This window comes from Comamonas odontotermitis (assembly GCF_040396735.1).
Lineage (GTDB): Bacteria > Pseudomonadota > Gammaproteobacteria > Burkholderiales > Burkholderiaceae_C > Comamonas > Comamonas odontotermitis_C.
Window position 1 is genome coordinate 1 of the sequence record NZ_JBEBNZ010000032.1, and the last position, 18,752, is coordinate 18,752.

15 protein-coding genes and 2 tRNA genes are annotated in these 18,752 nt (G+C 60.6%); 13 read left to right on the plus strand and 4 right to left on the minus strand.

Features of this window, described 5'->3' with window-relative positions; translation table 11 throughout:
* Positions 1–403: 403 nt before the first annotated feature.
* Both ACH2DG_RS18580 and ACH2DG_RS18585 read right to left on the minus strand, forming a co-directional pair.
* Positions 404–488, minus strand: a tRNA-Leu gene (locus ACH2DG_RS18580).
* A 114-nt stretch (positions 489–602) separates the two neighbouring features.
* A tRNA-Leu gene (locus ACH2DG_RS18585) sits at positions 603–687 on the minus strand.
* A 19-nt stretch (positions 688–706) separates the two neighbouring features.
* On the opposite strand from ACH2DG_RS18585, the gene rnr reads away from it, so the two are divergent.
* Both rnr and ACH2DG_RS18595 read left to right on the plus strand, forming a co-directional pair.
* Positions 707–3,040, plus strand: coding sequence for a ribonuclease R (gene rnr / locus ACH2DG_RS18590; RefSeq protein ID WP_395027939.1), 2,334 nt, complete (start codon positions 707–709; stop codon positions 3,038–3,040).
* Positions 3,041–3,148: 108 nt separating this feature from the next.
* Positions 3,149–3,907, plus strand: a complete 759-nt coding sequence (locus ACH2DG_RS18595; protein WP_395027941.1) for an SDR family oxidoreductase — start codon at positions 3,149–3,151, stop codon at positions 3,905–3,907.
* A gap of 155 nt (positions 3,908–4,062) precedes the next feature.
* Here ACH2DG_RS18595 and ACH2DG_RS18600 read toward each other — a convergent pair whose 3' ends face one another.
* Positions 4,063–5,679 carry an NAD(P)H-hydrate dehydratase gene (locus ACH2DG_RS18600; protein WP_395027943.1) on the minus strand — a complete coding sequence of 539 codons (1,617 nt, stop codon included), beginning with the start codon at positions 5,677–5,679 and terminating at the stop codon, positions 4,063–4,065.
* 50 nt (positions 5,680–5,729) lie between these two features.
* Positions 5,730–6,986 (minus strand): NAD(P)/FAD-dependent oxidoreductase, encoded by a 1,257-nt coding sequence (locus ACH2DG_RS18605; RefSeq protein ID WP_395027944.1) that lies wholly within the window; start codon positions 6,984–6,986, stop codon positions 5,730–5,732.
* A gap of 371 nt (positions 6,987–7,357) precedes the next feature.
* On the opposite strand from ACH2DG_RS18605, the gene rpsB reads away from it, so the two are divergent.
* The 11 genes from rpsB (at position 7,358) to lpxD (ending at position 18,748) form a co-directional block, all read left to right on the plus strand.
* Positions 7,358–8,110 carry a 30S ribosomal protein S2 gene (rpsB, locus tag ACH2DG_RS18610; protein ID WP_395027945.1) on the plus strand — a complete coding sequence of 251 codons (753 nt, stop codon included), beginning with the start codon at positions 7,358–7,360 and terminating at the stop codon, positions 8,108–8,110.
* Positions 8,111–8,220: 110 nt separating this feature from the next.
* Positions 8,221–9,111, plus strand: a complete 891-nt coding sequence (gene tsf, locus ACH2DG_RS18615; RefSeq protein ID WP_224149669.1) for a translation elongation factor Ts — start codon at positions 8,221–8,223, stop codon at positions 9,109–9,111.
* Between the two features lie 77 nt (positions 9,112–9,188).
* The gene (gene pyrH / locus ACH2DG_RS18620; RefSeq protein WP_224149668.1) at positions 9,189–9,908 is read left to right on the plus strand and encodes a UMP kinase; all 720 of its coding nucleotides are present in this window, start codon (positions 9,189–9,191) and stop codon (positions 9,906–9,908) included.
* Positions 9,909–9,953: 45 nt separating this feature from the next.
* A complete protein-coding gene (gene frr, locus ACH2DG_RS18625; RefSeq protein ID WP_224149667.1) occupies positions 9,954–10,514 on the plus strand; it encodes a ribosome recycling factor in 561 nt (186 codons plus the stop codon).
* 17 nt (positions 10,515–10,531) lie between these two features.
* On the plus strand, positions 10,532–11,248 hold the full coding sequence (gene uppS, locus ACH2DG_RS18630) for a polyprenyl diphosphate synthase (RefSeq protein WP_395027948.1): 717 nt from the start codon (positions 10,532–10,534) through the stop codon (positions 11,246–11,248).
* Between the two features lie 52 nt (positions 11,249–11,300).
* Positions 11,301–12,155, plus strand: coding sequence for a phosphatidate cytidylyltransferase (locus ACH2DG_RS18635; RefSeq protein WP_395027949.1), 855 nt, complete (start codon positions 11,301–11,303; stop codon positions 12,153–12,155).
* Between the two features lie 8 nt (positions 12,156–12,163).
* The gene (gene ispC, locus ACH2DG_RS18640; RefSeq protein WP_395027950.1) at positions 12,164–13,342 is read left to right on the plus strand and encodes a 1-deoxy-D-xylulose-5-phosphate reductoisomerase; all 1,179 of its coding nucleotides are present in this window, start codon (positions 12,164–12,166) and stop codon (positions 13,340–13,342) included.
* A 155-nt stretch (positions 13,343–13,497) separates the two neighbouring features.
* Positions 13,498–14,883: an RIP metalloprotease RseP gene (gene rseP / locus ACH2DG_RS18645; RefSeq protein ID WP_395027951.1), complete on the plus strand. Its 1,386-nt coding sequence runs from the start codon at positions 13,498–13,500 to the stop codon at positions 14,881–14,883.
* Between the two features lie 104 nt (positions 14,884–14,987).
* Positions 14,988–17,228, plus strand: a complete 2,241-nt coding sequence (gene bamA, locus ACH2DG_RS18650; protein WP_377779517.1) for an outer membrane protein assembly factor BamA — start codon at positions 14,988–14,990, stop codon at positions 17,226–17,228.
* The gene (locus ACH2DG_RS18655; protein ID WP_224149661.1) at positions 17,228–17,749 is read left to right on the plus strand and encodes an OmpH family outer membrane protein; all 522 of its coding nucleotides are present in this window, start codon (positions 17,228–17,230) and stop codon (positions 17,747–17,749) included. The genes bamA and ACH2DG_RS18655 overlap by 1 nt, the downstream gene beginning before the upstream one ends.
* A gap of 12 nt (positions 17,750–17,761) precedes the next feature.
* A complete protein-coding gene (gene lpxD, locus ACH2DG_RS18660; protein ID WP_395027952.1) occupies positions 17,762–18,748 on the plus strand; it encodes a UDP-3-O-(3-hydroxymyristoyl)glucosamine N-acyltransferase in 987 nt (328 codons plus the stop codon).
* Positions 18,749–18,752 lie beyond the last annotated feature (4 nt).

Below are 18,752 nucleotides of genomic sequence, written 5' to 3' on the forward strand. Positions count from 1 at the left end.
TACCAATTCCGCCACCTGGGCTTTCAGGGAAGCCGCAATTATAGGGGTGATTTTTCGCAGCTTTCGAGCAAATGCGAAAAATTTTTCAGAAGCTCTGGTTGGGGGTGTGCGGTGCTGACAAGGAGCGGGAAGCCGGAGTGCTGTATGAGGAAGCCCGTGGCCTTTGCCGGTGCTGCGCACGCAGCGCTTGGCTCCGATGGCGGGGAGAGATGCCGTCGCAGCGCGTGTGGTTGGAGGGTGCTATGCGCCGACGGTGTGGGCAGGTGGATGGAGCGCTGGCGCTCAACAGCCGCCTTTGCCGGTGGACCAGGAGGCATTGGGCGCTGTGCGCAGGGCGGGGTGCATTGGAGTGCCGTGCAGGCAAAGAAAAAGCCGCTGCACAAAAAGTGCAGCGGCTTATGTCTGGTGCCCAGGAGAGGACTCGAACCTCCACGGAGTTACCCGCTAGTACCTGAAACTAGTGCGTCTACCAATTCCGCCACCTGGGCTTGTGATTCAGAGCCAGGCTCTTCGTCAACTTTCCTGAAACCGCTGTTTGTTTGGTAAGTGAAGACCGATATTTCACCGTTTTCACAAAACAAGTAATTACTTGTCGTTAAACTTGGTGCCCAGGAGAGGACTCGAACCTCCACGGAGTTACCCGCTAGTACCTGAAACTAGTGCGTCTACCAATTCCGCCACCTGGGCATTTCAGGAAAGAATGCGATTGTATATCAAAAAAACGGCTGCCAACACAGGAGCAGATAATTTGTCAGAAGAAATTGAAGGTGTAGTCCAAGGCCACCGTGAAGGCCACGGCTTCGTGATCCGGGATGACAACGAAAGCGACATCTACATACCGGCCAACGAAATGCGCGCAGTACTGCACCGCGACAGGGTCCGCGCCCGCATCGTGCGCACCGATCGCAAAGGCCGTCCGGAAGGCCGCATTGTAGAAATCATCGAGCGTCCCCCGCACCCCATCATTGGCCGTCTGCTGCAGGAAAGCGGTGTGTGGCTGGTTGCCCCCGAAGACAAGCGCTACGGGCAGGACATTCTCATTCCCGGCGGTGCCATCGGTGCAGCCAAGACCGGCCAGGTCGTGGTGGTCGAGTTGACCGAGCCGCCTGCGCTGTTTGGCCAGCCCGTGGGACGCGTGGTCGAGGTGCTGGGCGAGATCGACGACCCCGGTATGGAAATCGAAATTGCCGTGCGCAAGTATGGCGTGCCGCATGAGTTTTCGGACGAGTGCCTGGCTCTTGCCAAGAAGCTGCCCGACAAGGTGCGCGCGGCGGACCGCAAGGACCGGGTCGACCTGACTGATATTCCGCTGGTGACCATCGATGGTGAGGACGCGCGCGATTTTGACGATGCCGTCTATTGCGAGCCGATGCGCATCGGCCGCACCAAGGGGTGGCGCCTTCTGGTGGCGATTGCCGATGTCAGCCACTATGTGCAGACCGGCAATGCCATCGATGTGGACGCCTACGACCGCGCTACCAGCGTGTATTTCCCGCGCCGCGTGATTCCGATGCTGCCCGAGAAGCTCAGCAACGGGCTGTGCTCGCTCAATCCAGATGTGGAGCGCCTGTGCATGGTGGCCGACATGGTGGTCACTGCCGGCGGTGATATCCATGCCTACCAGTTCTACCCGGCGGTGATGCATAGTCATGCACGCTTTACCTATACCGAGGTGGCGGCCATCCTGGCCAACACGCGCGGACAGGAAGCCATGAAGCGCCAGGAGCGCGTACCGGATCTGTTGAACCTGCACGACGTGTACAAGGCCTTGCTCGCTGCGCGCGGACGCCGTGGTGCCGTGGATTTCGAGACGACGGAAACCCAGATCGTCTGCGATGAGAACGGACGTATCGAAAAAATCGTGCCGCGCACGCGCACCGAGGCGCACCGCCTGATCGAAGAGGCCATGCTCGCGGCCAATGTCTGCGCGGCCGATTTCATTCAGGAAAGCGGCCAGCCGGGATTGTTCCGCGTGCACGAAGGCCCGACTCCGGAGAAGCAGGACATTCTGCGCGGCTACCTCAAGGCCATGGGTGTGGGCATGTCGATCAGCGATGATCCGCAGCCTGCCGAATTCCAGGCCATTGCGCAGGCCACCAAGGACCGCCCGGACGCGCAACAGATCCACACCATGCTGCTGCGCTCCATGCAGCAGGCGATCTATACGCCGATCAACAGCGGCCACTTTGGCCTGGGGTACGAGGCGTACACGCATTTCACCAGTCCGATCCGGCGCTACCCGGATCTGCTGGTGCACCGCGTCATCAAATCCATCCTGGCGGGCAAGCGCTACCAGTTGCCGGCGCTGCCGACGCCGGGCGAGGCCGAAGCCAAGCTGGCCAAGCGCCTGGCCTCGCGGGTGGCCGCTCCCACCAAGCAGCTGGCACAGCGCACGCAGCGCGTTTCGCGCGAAACGCAGGCCTGGGAGGCGGCCGGCCTGCACTGCAGCGCCAACGAGCGTCGTGCCGATGAGGCGAGCCGTGATGTGGAAGCCTGGCTCAAGTGCAAATACATGCGCGAGCATCTGGGCGAGGAATACAGCGGCGTCGTCTCGGCGGTCACCACATTCGGCCTGTTCGTCACGCTGGACCAGCTGTATGTGGAGGGCCTGATCCACATCAGCGAACTGGGCGGTGATTACTTCCGCTTCGACGAAATGCGCCAGGAACTGCGCGGCGAGCGTACCGGCATCCGTTACACCATCGGAACGCGCCTGCAGATCCAGGTCAGTCGTGTGGATCTGGATGCGCGCAAGATCGACTTCCGCCTCGTGCATGAGGGTGAAGACGTAGCGGCAGCCTCGCCGCGGTCCGCCAAGTCCACCAAATCTGCCAAGGCACGCCAGCGCGATGCTGCTGCCGAAGGGCAGCCAAGCCGTGGCCCGCGCAGCGGCAGCGATGAGGCCTATGCGGCCCAGCGCGCCGGGGTCAAGCGATCCAAGGCGGCCTCGCGCGAAGCGGGCAACGCGCGCCGTCAGGATCAGCGCAATGCTGGCGCCAAGCAGGCTGCCAAGAAAGCGGCTCGCAAGGGTCGGCGTTGATGCGCTGAGCGCCGTGTGTGCGCCACTATGATGCGAGCCAGGTTACCAGCAGGAGGTGATCTGGCTTTTTTCTTTTATTGAATAGACAACAACAAGGAGTACAAGACCATGACCAACCCAACCCGCAAGATTGCCGTGGTAACCGGTGCAGGCACCGGTATTGGCCGCGCTGCCGCATTGGCCTTGATGAACGATGGCTGGGCCGTGGTGCTGGCGGGCCGCCGCCCCGAGCCGCTGCAAGAGGTAGCCAGCCACGCCAAGGATGCCGAGCAGGTGCTGGTGGTACCGACCGATGTGGCGGACCCGGTGGCGGTGAAGGCGCTGTTCGATGCCGCGGTGGCGCGTTTTGGCCGGGTGGACATGCTGTTCAACAACGCTGGCCGGGGCGCACCGGCCGTGCCCATTGACGAGCTGCCCGTCGAGACCTGGAACGATGTGGTGAATGTGAACCTGAACGGCATGTTCTACTGCCTGCAGCAGGCCTTCCGCGTGATGCGCCACCAGTCGCCCATGGGAGGGCGCATCATCAACAACGGCTCCATCTCGGCGCACACGCCACGCCCCATGTCGATTGCCTATACATCGACCAAGCATGCGGTGGCGGGGCTGACCAAGACTGCATCACTCGACGGCCGCAGGTACGACATCGCCGTGGGCCAGATCGATGTGGGAAATGCAGGCACCGAACTGGCCATGCGCATGACCCAAGGCGTGATGCAGGCCTACGGCGAAATTGCGCCTGAGCCTTTGATGGATGTGGATGTGGTGGGGCAGTCCGTGCTGTACATGGCCAATCTGCCGCTGGAATGCAATGTGCTCTTCCACACGGTGATGGCAACCAAGATGCCCTTCGTGGGGCGTGGTTGAGTGGTGACTGGTGGAGAGTCTTAGGTTGGATATCGAAAACAGGAGCGGTTGGCGCTTTCTGGCATTGGGATTCAGTGCGTTTTACCTCTGAAACCTTTGAAGGAAAGTCGCTGGTAGCTATGTTTTTTCAGGTTCTCAATAGCGCTTGATTTAACTCAAGATCCAGACTGGCGGGGCAGTGCCTCTGCCAAGCGAGAAGCGGTCAGCGTGGGTTGTGTGGGGAGGTGCAGATCCCAGGTGTCTGCCACATGGCCGTGCAGCCACACCGCATTCAGAACCCGTTGCCAGGCGTGCTGCCACGCAGGGCCATGGGTCTTGCGGGCTTCGCTTTTCAGACCGGCAAGCTGTGCGGCGATGCACCCGGCCAGTACGTCACCGGTGCCGCCGATGGCCAGCCGTGCGTTGCCGCTATGGTTGATGGCGTAGCTTCCGTCCGGCGCGGCAATCACCGTGCCGCTGCCCTTGAGCACCACAATGCATTGCCATTGCTGTGCGGCCCGACGCGCAGCGCTGATCCGGTCCGCCTGGATGGCGGCAGTCGTGCAGGCCAGCAGCCGTGCCAATTCCAGTGGGTGGGGTGTCAGCACGGTGACGCCATGGGCTGTGCGCGCGGCCAGTGCCTGCTGTAGCGGGGGAGAGGCTGCGACGACGTTGAGCGCGTCGGCATCCAGCACCACAGGCCCGCTGCGCGCCAGAACCTGTGGCAGCACCGCTGCAATGGCCGTGCCGCCGCCGCAGCCGCAGGCCAGGGCGCCGCGCTGGGCCAGCAGTCCATCCAGAGTGCGCACCATGATGTCGGGAGCCAGAGTGCTCGGGCGGGCGCCCGTGCTGCCAATGAGGTGCAGCATCACGCGACCGGCTCCGCTGTGCAGGGCAGCACTTGCAGCCAGCAGGGCGGCGCCTTCCATGCCTGGGGCACCCCCCAGCACGCCCACATCGCCAAACTGGCCTTTGTGGGTGTTCTGGGCCTGCGGGTTTTGCCGGTGGTGGGTTACCAGGTAAGCGGAAGGGGTGCTGCATGCCAAATCGGCTGCCGACGTAAATCTGTCGGGCACAGTGCTGTCAATTTTTATAGCACTGCTGTCATCCCGTAAAGGCGCGACCCACACTTCGCCTGCCCAATCCCGGCCCTGGTGGGTGAACAGACCTGGTTTGAGCCCGAGCATGCTGAGCGTATAGCGCCGCCCCCGTGGTGCAGACGGTGCAAGCGCCGCAAATGCGGGAGCCAGCGCGCCGGTATCGCACAGCAGGCCGGATGGCGTGTCCACACTCAGCACATCGCTTTCGGTGTGCAACAGGGCATGCACGCAGCGCGCGGCAGTCGAGCCGGGCTGCAGCACCATGCCACTGCGCAGCCCGATGCCCCAGAGGGCATCGATTGCCAGGTCGTAGTGGGGCGGCGGCTCACTGCTGATGGCCAGCCCGGCTGCGCGGGCGCGTTGTAAGGCGTGTGTGGCGCCTTCTGGCGGGGCCTTGTCTTCTGCCTGCAACATGGTGACGTGAATGGTCTTGCCTGCGGCAGCCAGATGCACTGCGGCTTCCAGTCCGTCACCGCCGTTGTTGCCAGGGCCGCAGGCGAGCCAGATGGCTCGGGCGTGCGGGGCCAGGGCCAGCGCGAGGCGGGCAGTGGCTTCGCCCGCGCGTCGCATCAAGGTGTGAGGTGGTAGATGCGCTGCCAGGGCTTGCTCGGCAAAGCGAGTTTGCTCCGCATTCAGCAGTGCTGGATAGCTGCCGTCAAGGGACGCAGGGGCGGCTTGTGTGGTGGAGGCCATGCACTATCGTAGCTCGGCACCGGTCGGCGGGGGGTGAACCGCTCCAGGCTTCAGTCGAAACGGCCCAGTGCAAAGGCTGCGGCATCGACCGAGGTTGCTTGCCCCATGACGAGCTGGCGCACATGGTGGGCGCAGCCCATGGACAGGCCCCAGCCATAGCCGCCATGTGCCGCGTTGATCCAGACGCCGGGCGCGCCTGCGGCACCCATCACCGGCAGGCCATCAGGCACGGTCATGCGCGCGCCGCGCCAAGTCTGCAGCACCGACTGGCTGCGCTGGATGCTGCCGGGAAACCATTCAAGCAGCACGCTGATAAGCTGGTGACGAGCTTCCTCGGTGCGCTCCGGACTGCCTTGCCAGCCCAGCTCGGCACCACCGCTGATGCGCAGGCGAGTGCCTTGGCGGGTCAACACCATGCTGTTTTCGAGATCGATGATCGAGCCGCGCGGTGCCAGCGACTGCTCGGCAATCTGGATGCTGGCGCTGTAGCCGTGGATGGGCGCGGCTGGCAGGCGGACACCAACGGCCTGCAGCAACTGCGTGGTGTGCTCGCCCGCGCACAGAACCACGGCGTCGTGGTCGTGCTCGCCAGCGCTGGTGGTCAGGCGCACGCCTTGGTTCTGCGGCTGGATGCGGGTGATGGCATGCTGCGTGAGCAGCTGCAGTCCATGGCCTTGCAGCGCCTGCAGAAGGCCTTGGGAGAACAGCCGCCCGTTGCCGGCCCAGGCCTGGGGCAGGTGCAGGGCACCGGCCATGCGGATCTCGGTGGCGAGCCCGGGCTCCAGCGCACGGGCTTCGGCCTCGGTGCACTGCTGGTAGTCCACATGCGCGGCCGACAGGCGCCGTGTCAACTCATAGAGTGCGGCTGCATTGGGCTCCTTGCGCAGTGGCAGCAGCAAGCCGGCATTGAACTGGGCTTCGATATCGAACAATTCCTGCGCATGCTGCAGGCGCTGCATGGACAGCAGCTCCAGCGTCTGTAGGGCATCGATGGATTCGGTGTTGCTGTGTTTCTTTGCGATGGACTGGTATTTGCGTGCCCAACGGCGGCTCGCGGACAGCAGATTGCCGTGGACGTCCAGCTCGGCAAATGCGGGCCGGTGCAGCCCCAGGCGCAGGACGTGCTGGAAGGCGGTGGCGCCCCAAGGGTTGATCACGCAGGGCCACATGAGGCCGGACGGGGCGAAGCTCGCTTCTTCGCCAGCAGTACGGTGCTGCTCGTAGATGCAGACCTCGTTTCCGGCTTCCATCAGCTCAAAAGCGGTGGCAATACCCGCTATGCCTGCACCAACGACTGCAATTTTCATAGATGCCAATAGACCGGCCGGTTCGATTTTTTTGGGAGCGTGCCTACGTTCTCAGAATGCGTGTTGGCTGCAAGAAATTGCAACATTGGTGCATTCCACTGCCAGATTGTGCCCAGATTTTTGGTCATTCAAATCAAGCGGGGATGGATTGTTCATTGAAATTCACAATCGAGGGGGTGGGCGTGGGACGGGCTTTTCGACGCATCCTCGGAATATGCTAGAATCCTAGGGTTTTGCCGAATGCCGCGCACATGGTGTGCCTGTGTTGTGTGCAGAACAAATCGCAAACCCGTCCGCCAAGGTGTTGCTAAGCCGCTTGCGGTGCATGCAATTGTTGGACGGGATTTTAGACCTAACCTTCGGAGAAGACTATGTCCGTTACGATGCGCGAGATGCTGGAAGCCGGCGTCCACTTTGGCCACCAAACCCGTTTCTGGAACCCCAAGATGGGCCAGTACATTTTTGGTAGCCGCAACAAGATTCACATCATCAACCTGGAAAAGAGCCTGCCCCTGTTCCAGGACGCCCAGAAGTTCGTCAAGCAACTGTCGGCAAACCGTGGCACCATCCTGATGGTTGGCACCAAGCGCCAAGCCCGCGAAACCCTGGCTGCTGAAGCTCAGCGCGCAGGCGTTCCTTATGTCGACCAGCGCTGGCTGGGCGGCATGCTGACCAACTTCAAGACCGTGAAGACCTCGATCAAGCGTCTGAAGGACATGAAGGCTCAGCAGGAAGCCGGTCTGGAATCGATGAGCAAGAAGGAACAGCTGATGTTCTCGCGCGAACTGGAGAAGCTCGAGAAGGACATCGGCGGCATCCAGGACATGAACGCTCTGCCTGATGCCATCTTCGTGATCGACGTGGGCTACCACAAGATTGCAATCGCCGAAGCCAAGAAGCTGGGCATTCCTCTGATCGGTGTGGTGGATACCAACCACAACCCAGAAGGCATCGACTATGTGATCCCTGGTAACGATGACTCTGCCAAGGCTGTGGAACTGTACGCCCGCGGTATCGCTGACGCGATCCTGGAAGGCCGTGCGAACGCCGTGACCGAAGTGGTCAAGGCTGTTTCCGGCGAAGAAGGCGACGAGTTTGTGGAAGTGGAAAATTCCGCTGCTTGATCCACAGGGCTGCCCTCAGGGTCGCGAATGAAAAGCGGGGCTCCTCACTGGCCCCCTTTTTTTTACCTACGTTTCCAATCATCCAATTGAACTGAATACGGAGAATCAAAATGGCAATTACCGCAAGCATGGTGGCAGAACTGCGCGCTAAGACCGACGCGCCCATGATGGAATGCAAGAAGGCACTGACCGAGGCTGATGGCGATATGGCCAAGGCTGAAGAGTTGCTGCGCGTCAAGCTGGGCACCAAGGCTGGCAAGGCTGCTTCGCGTATTGCTGCAGAAGGCGTGATCGCCGCTTTCGTGAATGGCAACGAAGGCGCCATGATCGAAGTCAACAGCGAAACCGACTTCGTGTCCAAGAACGACAGCTTCATCTCCATGGCCAACGCAGCGGCCAAGCTGGTGACGGAAAAGAATCCCGCTGACGTGGAAGCACTGGGCGCCCTGGCTTACGAGCAGGACACCTTTGGCCCTACGCTGGAAGACGTGCGCAAGGGCCTGATCGGCAAGATCGGTGAGAACATGTCCTTCCGTCGCTTCAAGCGTTTCTCGGGCAGCAACCTGGCTGTGTACCTGCACGGCACCCGTATCGGCGTGATGGTCGAATACGAAGGTGACGCCCAGGCTGCCAAGGATGTGGCCATGCACGTGGCTGCGATGAAGCCAGTGGCTTTGAGCTCGGACGACGTGCCTGCCGACCTGATCGAAAAAGAGCGCAGCGTGGCGCTGGCCAAGGCCCAGGAATCGGGCAAGCCAGCCGATATCGCTGCCAAGATGGTTGAAGGCTCGGTGCAGAAGTACCTCAAGGAAGTCTCGCTGTACAACCAGGTGTTTGTGAAGGCCGCTGACGGCAAGCAAACCGTGGAACAGATGCTCAAGGCTGCCAACACCAAGATCAGCTCGTTCACGCTGTACGTGGTGGGTGAAGGCATTGAGAAGAAGGTTGATGACTTCGCCGCTGAAGTGGCCGCACAGGTTGCGGCTGCCAAGGGCCAGTAATCATCCTGACAAAGGGGCTTAGGCCCCTTTGTTTCACCTGTCGTTTTTGCATACCACCACCTTCCGGAGCTTTCACCATGTCCAACAGCCCAGCCCACAAGCGCATTCTTCTCAAACTCTCTGGTGAAGCCCTGATGGGTGATGACGCGTTCGGTATCAACCGCGCCACCATCGTCCGCATGGTTGAAGAGATCGCGGAAGTCACGCGCCTGGGCGTGGAGGTGGCGGTAGTGATCGGTGGTGGCAATATCTTCCGTGGTGTTGCAGGTGGCTCCGTCGGCATGGATCGTGCAACCGCCGACTACATGGGCATGCTGGCCACGGTGATGAACGCGCTGGCACTGGCCGATGCCATGGACAAGCAGGGCTTGACGGCACGGGTGATGTCGGCCATTGGCATCGAGCAGGTGGTGGAGCCCTATGTGCGCCCCAAGGCCCTGCAGTATCTGGAAGAAGGCAAGGTGGTGGTGTTTGCTGCGGGTACCGGCAACCCGTTTTTCACCACCGATACCGCAGCGGCATTGCGTGGTGCTGAAATTGGCGCAGAATTGGTGCTCAAGGCCACCAAGGTCGATGGTGTGTACACCGCAGATCCGATGAAGGATCCAACGGCCACTCGCTATACCCAACTGACGTTTGACGAGGCCATGGGCCGCAATCTGGGCATCATGGATGCGACTGCTTTTGCATTGTGCCGCGACCAGAAACTGCCGATCCGCGTCTTCTCAATCGTCAAGAGCGGCGCGCTCAAGCGCGTGGTCATGGGTGAGGATGAGGGTACGCTCGTTTACGCGTAATGGATGTACGCTGTTCTGAACATGCGCGGTATTGAGGAGTAGACAATGACAATCGCTGAAATCAAGAAGAATCTCGAAGGCAAGATGGACCAGTCGATCGCGGCCTTCAAAAACAACCTGACCAAGATCCGTACTGGCCGCGCCAATCCTGCGCTGCTCGACACCATCCATGTCGATTACTACGGCTCGATGGTGCCCCTGTCGCAGGTCGCGAATGTGGCCTTGATCGACAGCCGCACCATCAGCGTCACGCCGTGGGAAAAGAACATGGCGGCGAAGATTGAAAAGGCCATCCGTGAAAGCGAATTGGGCCTCAACCCTGCTGCCATGGGTGACCTGATCCGCGTTCCCATGCCTCCGATGAGCGAAGAGCGCCGCAAGGAAATGACCAAGCTGGTCAAGGCCGAAGGCGAAAACGCCAAGATTGCCGTGCGCAACCTGCGCCGTGATGCCAATGAAGGCGTCAAGAAGCTGGTCAAGGACAAGGAAGCGTCGGAAGACGATCAAAAGCGCTCGGAAGCCGATGTGCAGAAGATCACCGACAAGCACATTGTGCTGATCGACCAGTTGGTCGTGGAAAAAGAAAAAGACATCATGGCGGTCTAAGCCTTGGTGCGTATCGCATGAAGTCTGCTGTCATTCCGCACCATATTGCCATCGTCATGGATGGCAATGGGCGATGGGCCAAGCGCCGGTTTCTGCCACGTCTGGCTGGCCACAAGCAAGGGGTGGAGTCGCTGCGCCGCTGCGCCAAGGCATGCGCAGAGCGTGGCGTCAAGGTGCTCACGGTCTTTGCCTTTTCGTCAGAAAACTGGAACCGGCCTACCGATGAGGTCGATGGCCTGATGCAGTTGCTGGCCGGTGCACTGGCAAAGGAAGTCCCCTCGCTGGCGCGCGATGGCATCCGCCTGTTTTTTGTGGGGGAGCGAGCCTCGCTTTCCGCCAAGGTGCAAGCGGGCCTCGTTCAGGCAGAAGCGGCCACGGCCAGCAATGACCGCATGGTGCTCAACGTCTGCTTCAACTATGGCGGACGTTGGGATATTGCGCAGGCTGCAGCCAAGCTGCAGGCGGCAGGCGCTGCGATCACCGAGGCATCCATGGCGCAGGCCATGGCGCTGGCCCATGTGCCTGATCCGGATCTGCTGATACGTACCGGCGCAGAGATGCGCATCAGCAATTTCCTGCTGTGGCAGGCGGCCTACTCGGAACTGATTTTCAGTGACAAGTGGTGGCCTGATTTTGATGAACAGGCCCTGGATGCATCGATTGCCGAGTTCAACCAGCGTGAACGCCGGTTCGGCAAGACTTCCGAACAAGTCTCCCCGGTGCAGGCAGTGTGACAGTGTGATCGTGAGCGGTGGGTTGCCACCGCTTTTTTACTGGAGAAGCCATTTGCTCAAGCAACGCGTCATCACCGCCATCGTCCTCTTGCTGGTATTGATTCCGGCCATTTTTGCAGGCAGCCCTTTGCCATTTGCGGCCCTGATGCTGCTGGTCATGGGGGCTGCAGCCTGGGAATGGGCGCGCTTGAATGGTTTGAAGGGGGTAGCGAGCTATGTGGTGGCCGCAGCTTGCCTGGCTTTGTGCGGTATTGCTTGGCAGCAGGGCTGGACGCAGGCTGCTTTGCCTGCGCTGTGGCTGGCCGTCGGCGCGGTGTGGGTGCTGATGGCCGCCTATCTGCTCAAGGCGGGCGTGGCTGGTTGGCCCCATATTGCGCGCTCCGTCCGCATTGTCGTCGGCGTGCTGGCCCTGTGGGCCGCATGGCTTGCGGTGGCGCAGGCCAAGTGGATCGGCGTCAACTTCCTCCTGTCGGTCTTTGCGCTGGTGTGGGTGGCTGATATTGGCGCCTATTTTGCAGGCCGCGCTTTCGGGCTGCGCTTTACCCGGAACAAGCTGGCTCCGGCCATCAGCCCCGGTAAAAGCTGGGAAGGTGTGTGGGGCGGAGCGCTTGGCGTGCTGGTTCTGGCAGGGCTGTGGTGCGTGGCGGATCGTCATTTTGGTGCCGCAGTACCGAGCCTGTATTCGCGCCTGTGGGCATTCTCGCCCTGGCTGATGGTGGTGGCCTGCGTGTTTCTGGCTGGAATGAGCGTGGCGGGCGATCTGGTGGAGTCCCTGGTCAAGCGCAGCGCTGGCATGAAGGACAGCAGCAATCTGCTGCCCGGCCATGGCGGCGTGCTGGACCGCATCGATGCTCTGCTGCCTACGCTGCCGCTGGCAATGATGCTGCTGCAATTTTTGGATAAGTGAATTCCGCAATGACCATGCAAGTAACCGTCCTCGGATCGACGGGCTCGATTGGAACCAATACCCTGGATGTGGTTGCGCGCCATCCGGATCGCTATCAGGTGTTTGCGCTCAGCGCGCATTCCCAGGTGGATTTGCTGCTGGCGCAGTGCCTGCAGTTCAAGCCGCGTTTTGCGGTGATGACCAGCGCGCTCCATGCCCGGGATCTTCGTGATCGGCTGGCCCAGGCAGGCTGCCGGACCGAGGTGCTGGACGGGATCGATGCCCTGGAGCAGATTGCCTCTCATCCCGATGTCGATGCCGTGATGGCTGCCATTGTGGGTGCGGCTGGCCTGCGGCCTGCAGTGGCTGCGGCCCGGGCGGGCAAACGGCTGTTGCTGGCCAACAAGGAGGCTCTGGTCGTTGGCGGCCAGGTTTTCATGGACGCGGTGGCTCAGGGTGGCGCAACGTTGCTGCCGATCGACAGCGAGCATTCGGCCATCTTTCAGTGCCTGCCCGAAGACGCCACTGCGTGGCCGCAGCGCGTGGATCACATCATTCTCACCGCATCGGGCGGACCGTTTCGCACCCGTGAGCCTTCCAGCCTGCGAGATGTGACGCCGCAGCAGGCATGCAACCACCCCAATTTCTCGATGGGCAGGAAGATTTCCATCGATTCGGCCACGATGATGAACAAGGCGCTGGAGGTGATTGAGGCGCGCTGGCTGTTCAACATGCGGCCCGAGCAGATCAAGGTGGTGATCCATCCGCAGCAGATCGTGCATTCGATGGTGCAGTTCAATGACGCGTCGATCCTGGCGCAACTGGGGACGCCCGACATGCGTGTCCCCATTGCCTGCGGCCTGGCATGGCCCGAACGCGTGGAGAGCGGCGCTGCGCCGCTGGATTTCTCGAAGCTGGCTGCGCTCACCTTTGAGGAGGCAGATGCGCAGCGGTTCCCGGGGCTGCACCTGTCATGGCAGGCCTTGCGGGCTCCCGGGGGAACGACCACCGTATTGAATGCTGCCAATGAAGTGGCGGTTGCTGCATTTCTGGATGGGCGCATGCGTTTCGACCAGATCTACCACGTCAACGCGCAGGTGCTGGAAGGCATGCAGCCGCAGTCACCCGATTGCGTGGAGAGTCTGCTGGCACTCGATGCGGAAGTGCGCTCCTACGCCGAAGGTGTCATCACCGCTTGCGCGGCATGAGCGAGAATGCCGGGCGAGACTGAAATCACTTCTATAAAAAAGAGAGCAGCTTGCGCTTGATATCTCCAGGTTTCAATATGTTTTAAGCCTGGAATGGAGTGAAGGGGTGCGCAGCAAGCTATGATTTTTATACTTTGACAGCAAGGACTTGAGCAATGTTGACCGTTGTTGCATTTGTCGTTGCACTGGCCATTCTGATTGCCGTGCATGAGTACGGCCACTACCGGGTGGCAGTCGCCTGCGGCGTGAAGGTGCTGCGCTTTTCCATCGGCTTTGGCAGGCCTTTGCTGCGCTGGCAGAAGAAGGGCGCTGATACCGAATTTGTCATTGGTGCCATTCCCCTGGGTGGCTATGTGCGGATGCTGGATGAGCGCGAAGCGCCTGTGGCCACCGAAGAGCGTCACCTCGCTTTCAGCACGCAGCCGCTGCGCTCGCGTGCCGCCATTGTTGCCGCAGGGCCTCTGGCCAACCTGCTGCTGGCCGTCGTTTTGTATGCATGTGTCAACTGGATGGGAGTGCGCGAGCCGGCCGCCATCGTTGGCGCACCACCGCCTGCCAGCTTGCTGGCACAGGCAGGCGTGCAAGGTGGCGAAAAGGTTGTGGCGATGGCTCTGGATGGTGAAGAGCAGCAGCCTGTGCGATCGCTGGAAGACCTGCGCTGGTTTGTGGCCCAGGCGGCGCTGAACGGCAAGGACGTGGTGCTGGGCATGGTGCCGGTTATGGGGTCGGGTGTTGCGCCACGCGCTGGTGGTGCGCAGCGGGAGTACCGACTGCCCCTGTCTCGCCTGGATGCTGCGGACGCGGACGCCAAACTGCTGGAAAAAATTGGTTTGACCCATCCGTGGACCGAGGCGGTGCTGGGCGATCTGGAGTCCGGCAGCGCCGCAGAGAAATCGCAGCTGCGCAAGGGTGACAAGGTGTTGGCGATTGATGGGGCGGCCGTTGGAGATGGTGGTCAGCTGCGCAGCATGATTCGTGCCTCGGGCAAGGAGCAGGTGCCCGCCTTGCAGGACTGGTTGGTCTTGCGTGATGGTGCGCAGATTCATGTACCGGTGCAACTGGTTCAGAGTGAAGACAGCGGCTCCCGGATTGGTCGCCTGGGCGCCTACATCGGAGCGCCTGTCGCCATGGTGAATGTGCGCTATGGGCCGTGGGAAGGTTTTGCCAAAGGCGTGCAGAAAACCTGGGAGGTTTCTGCGCTCACCGTCAAGATGATGGGCAAGATGGTCATCGGGCAGGCATCGCTGCAGAACATCAGCGGCCCGCTGACGATTGCCGAATACGCAGGCAAGTCTGCGCAGATCGGCTTGACGCAATACATTGCCTTTCTGGCGCTGATCAGTGTCAGCCTGGGTGTGCTGAACCTGCTGCCGTTGCCCGTTCTGGATGGCGGACACCTGATGTATTATCTTTGGGAAGCCATCACCGGCAAGCCACCTACTGCGCAATGGCTGGAGCGCTTGCAAAAAGGCGGTGTCGCTGTCCTGCTGCTCATGATGTGCATTGCGTTCTTTAACGATTTGTCTCGGCTATTGGGCTGAAATTCGCGGCTCTACTGCATAATGGGCGGCTCTTGTTGCTATCACAAATGACATATTCCATTCCTACATCGCTTCTTCGCAAGACCACTGCCGCGGCTGCGCTGATGCTGATTGCCAAGCTGTCTTGGGCGCTGGACCCGTTCACCATTCAGGATATTCGCGTCGAAGGCCTGCAACGTGTGGAGCCTGGAACCATTTTCGCCTCCATGCCCCTGCATGTGGGAGATGACTACAACGACGAAAAAGGCTCCGCAGCCATTCGTTCGCTGTTTGCGCTCGGCCTTTTCAAGGATGTGCGCCTGGAAGCCAACGGCAGCGTTCTCGTGGTCGTGGTGGAAGAGCGTCCCACGATTGCGAACGTCGATTTCTTGGGCACCAAGGAATTTGACAAGGACGCGATGAAAAAGGCCATGCGTGATGTGGGCCTGACGGAAGGGCGCCCGTACGACAAGGCCTTGACCGACCGTGCCGAGCAGGAACTCAAGCGCCAGTACATCAACAAGAGCATGTACGCCGCCGATGTGGTGACCACGGTGACGCCGATCGAGCGCAACCGCGTCAATCTGACATTCACGGTGACTGAGGGCGAAGCTGCCAAGATCAAGGAAATCCACATCTCGGGCAACCGTGATTTCAAGGAGTCGACGCTCACGGACCTGTTCGACCAGGATACCGGTGGTTGGCTCAGTTGGTACACCAAGAGCGACCGCTATTCCAGCTCCAAGTTCAACGCCGATCTGGAGACGCTGAAGTCGTTCTACCTGTCGCGCGGCTACCTGGAGTTCCGCATCGACTCGACCGAAGTGTCGATCTCGCCGGACAAGGAGCGCATCTCGATCAACCTGCAAGTGCATGAAGGCCCCAAGTTCGTGGTCTCCGGCGTCAAGCTGGAAGGCAATTACCTGGACCGCGATGATGAGTTCAAGTCCCTCGTGTCCATCAAGCCCGGCGAGCCCTACAACGCCGACCGCGTGACCGAGACCACCAAGCGTTTCACCGACCACTTTGGTAGCTTTGGCTACGCGTTTGCACGTGTCGAGGCGGTGCCGGAAATCGATCGCGAAAACAACCGCGTCGAGTTGGTGCTGAAGGCAGAACCATCGCGCCGTGCCTATGTGCGCCGCGTGAACATTGCAGGCAACAACCGCACCCGCGATGAAGTGGTGCGCCGCGAAATCCGCCAGTACGAAGCATCTTGGTACGACTCGGACAAGATCAAGCTCTCGCGTGACCGCGTGGACCGCCTGGGTTTCTTCAACGATGTCTCGGTCGACACCCAGGAAGTGCCCGGCGCGCCGGACCAGGTGGACGTGAACATGACCGTGCAGGAAAAGCCGACCGGCTCGCTGCAGTTGGGTGCTGGCTACTCCAGCGCCGAAAAGGTCTCGCTCACCTTCGGTATCAAGCAGGAAAACGTGTTTGGTTCGGGTAATTACCTGGGTGTGGACGTCAATACCAGCAAGTTCCACCGAACCCTGGTGGTGAGCACCACCGATCCGTACTTCACCAAGGACGGCATCTCGCGTACCTACGATCTGTACTACCGCACCGACCGCCCGTATGACGAGCAGGGCGGCAATTACCAGATCGTGACGACGGGTGGCAGCGTGCGTTTTGGTATTCCTTTCAGCGAATCCGACACGGTATACGTGGGTGGCGGTCTGGAACACACCAAGATCAAGCTGGGCACCAACATGCCCGCTGCCTACCTGGATTACGCCATGCGCTATGGCAATACCAGCCTGAACTTTCCGCTGACGGTGGGGTGGTCACGCGATAGCCGTGACAGCGCCCTGGCGCCAAACTCGGGACGTTTCCAGAAGCTCAATTCCGAATGGTCGCTGTTCGGTGATGCTCGCTATCTCAAGGCCAATTACCAGATCCAGCAGTACCTGCCTCTGAACAAGCGCTACACGATTGCGCTCAATGGCGAGGTGGGCTGGGGCAAGGGCATGGGCGGCAAGGCGTTCCCTGTGTTCAAGAACTACTTCTCCGGTGGCCTGGGCTCGGTGCGCGGCTTTGAGCAAAATACGCTGGGTCCGCGTGACGTGACGGGCGCCACCTTGGGTGGTCCGAAGAAGGTCACCTTGAATGCGGAGTTCATCGGCCCCATGCCCGGTACCGGCAATGACCGCACCTTCCGCTGGTTCGCATTCGTGGACGCCGGCAACGTCTGGGGTGATGAACAAGATCTGAAACTGAATGAAATGCGTGCATCTGCTGGTATCGGATTGAGCTGGATTTCCCCACTGGGGCCGCTGCGATTGGCGTATGCTCAGCCAGTGCGTAAATTTACCGGCGATAAAATCCAGAAATTGCAATTCCAAATCGGAACATCCTTCTAATGAAAACCCTTTCTCGTCCCTTTCCGTTGGTCGTGTTGGCAGCTGCCCTGTCATTTGGCGCTGCAGCACAGGCCCAAGAGTTCAAAGCTGGTTTTGTGAATACGGACCGCATCTTCCGCGAAGCCAATGCCGCAAAGGCAGCACAGACCAAGCTGGAAGCCGAATTCTCCAAGCGTGAAAAAGAACTGCTCGATCAAGGCAACTCCCTCAAGGCTGCCGGTGAGAAGTTCGAGCGCGAAGCGCCCACCATGTCCGAGAGCCAGCGCGTAACGCGCCAGCGCCAACTGGTGGATCAGGACCGTGAATTCCAGCGCAAGCGCCGCGAGTTCCAGGAAGACCTGGGTGCCCGCAAGAGCGAAGAGCTGGCTGCCGTGCTGGAACGTGCCAATAAGGTGGTCAAGCAGGTTGCCGAGCAGGAAAAGTACGATGTGGTGCTGCAAGAGGCGGTCTACATCAATCCCAAGTACGACATCACCGAAAAGGTTCTCAAGGCCTTGAACGGCGCTCCTGCTGCCAAGTAAGCAGGGGGCGGTGTGAGCTTGCAGCTGGGACAGATTGTTGATGCCCTGGGCGGACGCCTGGAAAATGGCGACCGGCATCTGCAAATCGATGCCATTGCCTCACTGGAAGATGCAGGCCCGCAGGACATCAGTTTTCTGAGCAGCCCTAAGCTGCACCTGCAAATGCAGGCATCGCAGGCAGGCTGCGTGGCAGTTGGTCCGCGCATGGAAGAAGAGGCGCGCAAGCGCTCCGGTGCCTATCTGGTGGTGGATGATCCCTACCTGTTCTTTGCCCGGCTGACCCAGTTGTGGCGCAGGCTTCACCAGCTCAGGCCTGCACCCGCTGGCGTGCATCCCTCTGCTGTGGTGGAAGACGGTGCCCAGGTTCACCCCACAGCGTCCATCGGGCCGCTGTGCCATGTGGCCAGTGGTGCCGTGATCGGCGAAGAGACAGTATTAACATCCCGTGTGACTGTGGGCGCTGGCTGCGTGCTGGGCAGCCGTGTGCTGGTGCAGCCCGGTGCTGTCATCGGCGGCGATGGCTTTGGCTTTGCCAACGACAAGGGGCGCTGGGTCAAGATCGAACAGCTGGGCGGTGTGCGAATCGGCGACGATGTGGAAATCGGTGCCAACACCTGCATTGACCGTGGTGCGTTGCAAGACACGGTGATTGCGAACGGTGTGAAGATCGACAACCAGGTGCAGATAGGCCATAACGTCGAGATTGGCGAGAATTCGGCCATGGCGGGCTGCGTCGGCATTGCAGGAAGCGCCAAGATCGGGCGCCAATGCACGATCGGAGGGGCTGGAATGATCCTGGGCCACCTCGAAATCGCAGACAATGTGCATATTTCGGCGGCGACCGTGGTCAGCCGCTCAATCAAGCAGCCAGGGCACTACACCGGTTTCTTCCCTATCGACGACAATGGCCGCTGGGAAAAGAACGCCGCCACCTTAAAACATCTCCATGCATTGAGAGACCGCATCAAGGCCTTGGAGCAAACACAGAAAAACGGCTAAGCCG

Bases quoted from the DNA above. Each gene is read 5' to 3' on its own strand.
- ACH2DG_RS18605 (WP_395027944.1), bottom strand. From the start codon at position 6,986: ATGAAAATTGCAGTCGTTGGTGCAGGCATAGCGGGTATTGCCACCGCT.
- rpsB (WP_395027945.1), top strand. From the start codon at position 7,358: ATGTCCGTTACGATGCGCGAGATGCTGGAAGCCGGCGTCCACTTTGGC.
- bamA (WP_377779517.1), top strand. From the start codon at position 14,988: ATGCTGATTGCCAAGCTGTCTTGGGCGCTGGACCCGTTCACCATTCAG.
- ACH2DG_RS18655 (WP_224149661.1), top strand. From the start codon at position 17,228: ATGAAAACCCTTTCTCGTCCCTTTCCGTTGGTCGTGTTGGCAGCTGCC.
- ACH2DG_RS18595 (WP_395027941.1), top strand. From the start codon at position 3,149: ATGACCAACCCAACCCGCAAGATTGCCGTGGTAACCGGTGCAGGCACC.
- ACH2DG_RS18600 (WP_395027943.1), bottom strand. From the start codon at position 5,679: ATGGCCTCCACCACACAAGCCGCCCCTGCGTCCCTTGACGGCAGCTAT.
- pyrH (WP_224149668.1), top strand. From the start codon at position 9,189: ATGTCCAACAGCCCAGCCCACAAGCGCATTCTTCTCAAACTCTCTGGT.
- uppS (WP_395027948.1), top strand. From the start codon at position 10,532: ATGAAGTCTGCTGTCATTCCGCACCATATTGCCATCGTCATGGATGGC.
- frr (WP_224149667.1), top strand. From the start codon at position 9,954: ATGACAATCGCTGAAATCAAGAAGAATCTCGAAGGCAAGATGGACCAG.
- tsf (WP_224149669.1), top strand. From the start codon at position 8,221: ATGGCAATTACCGCAAGCATGGTGGCAGAACTGCGCGCTAAGACCGAC.
- rseP (WP_395027951.1), top strand. From the start codon at position 13,498: ATGTTGACCGTTGTTGCATTTGTCGTTGCACTGGCCATTCTGATTGCC.
- ispC (WP_395027950.1), top strand. From the start codon at position 12,164: ATGACCATGCAAGTAACCGTCCTCGGATCGACGGGCTCGATTGGAACC.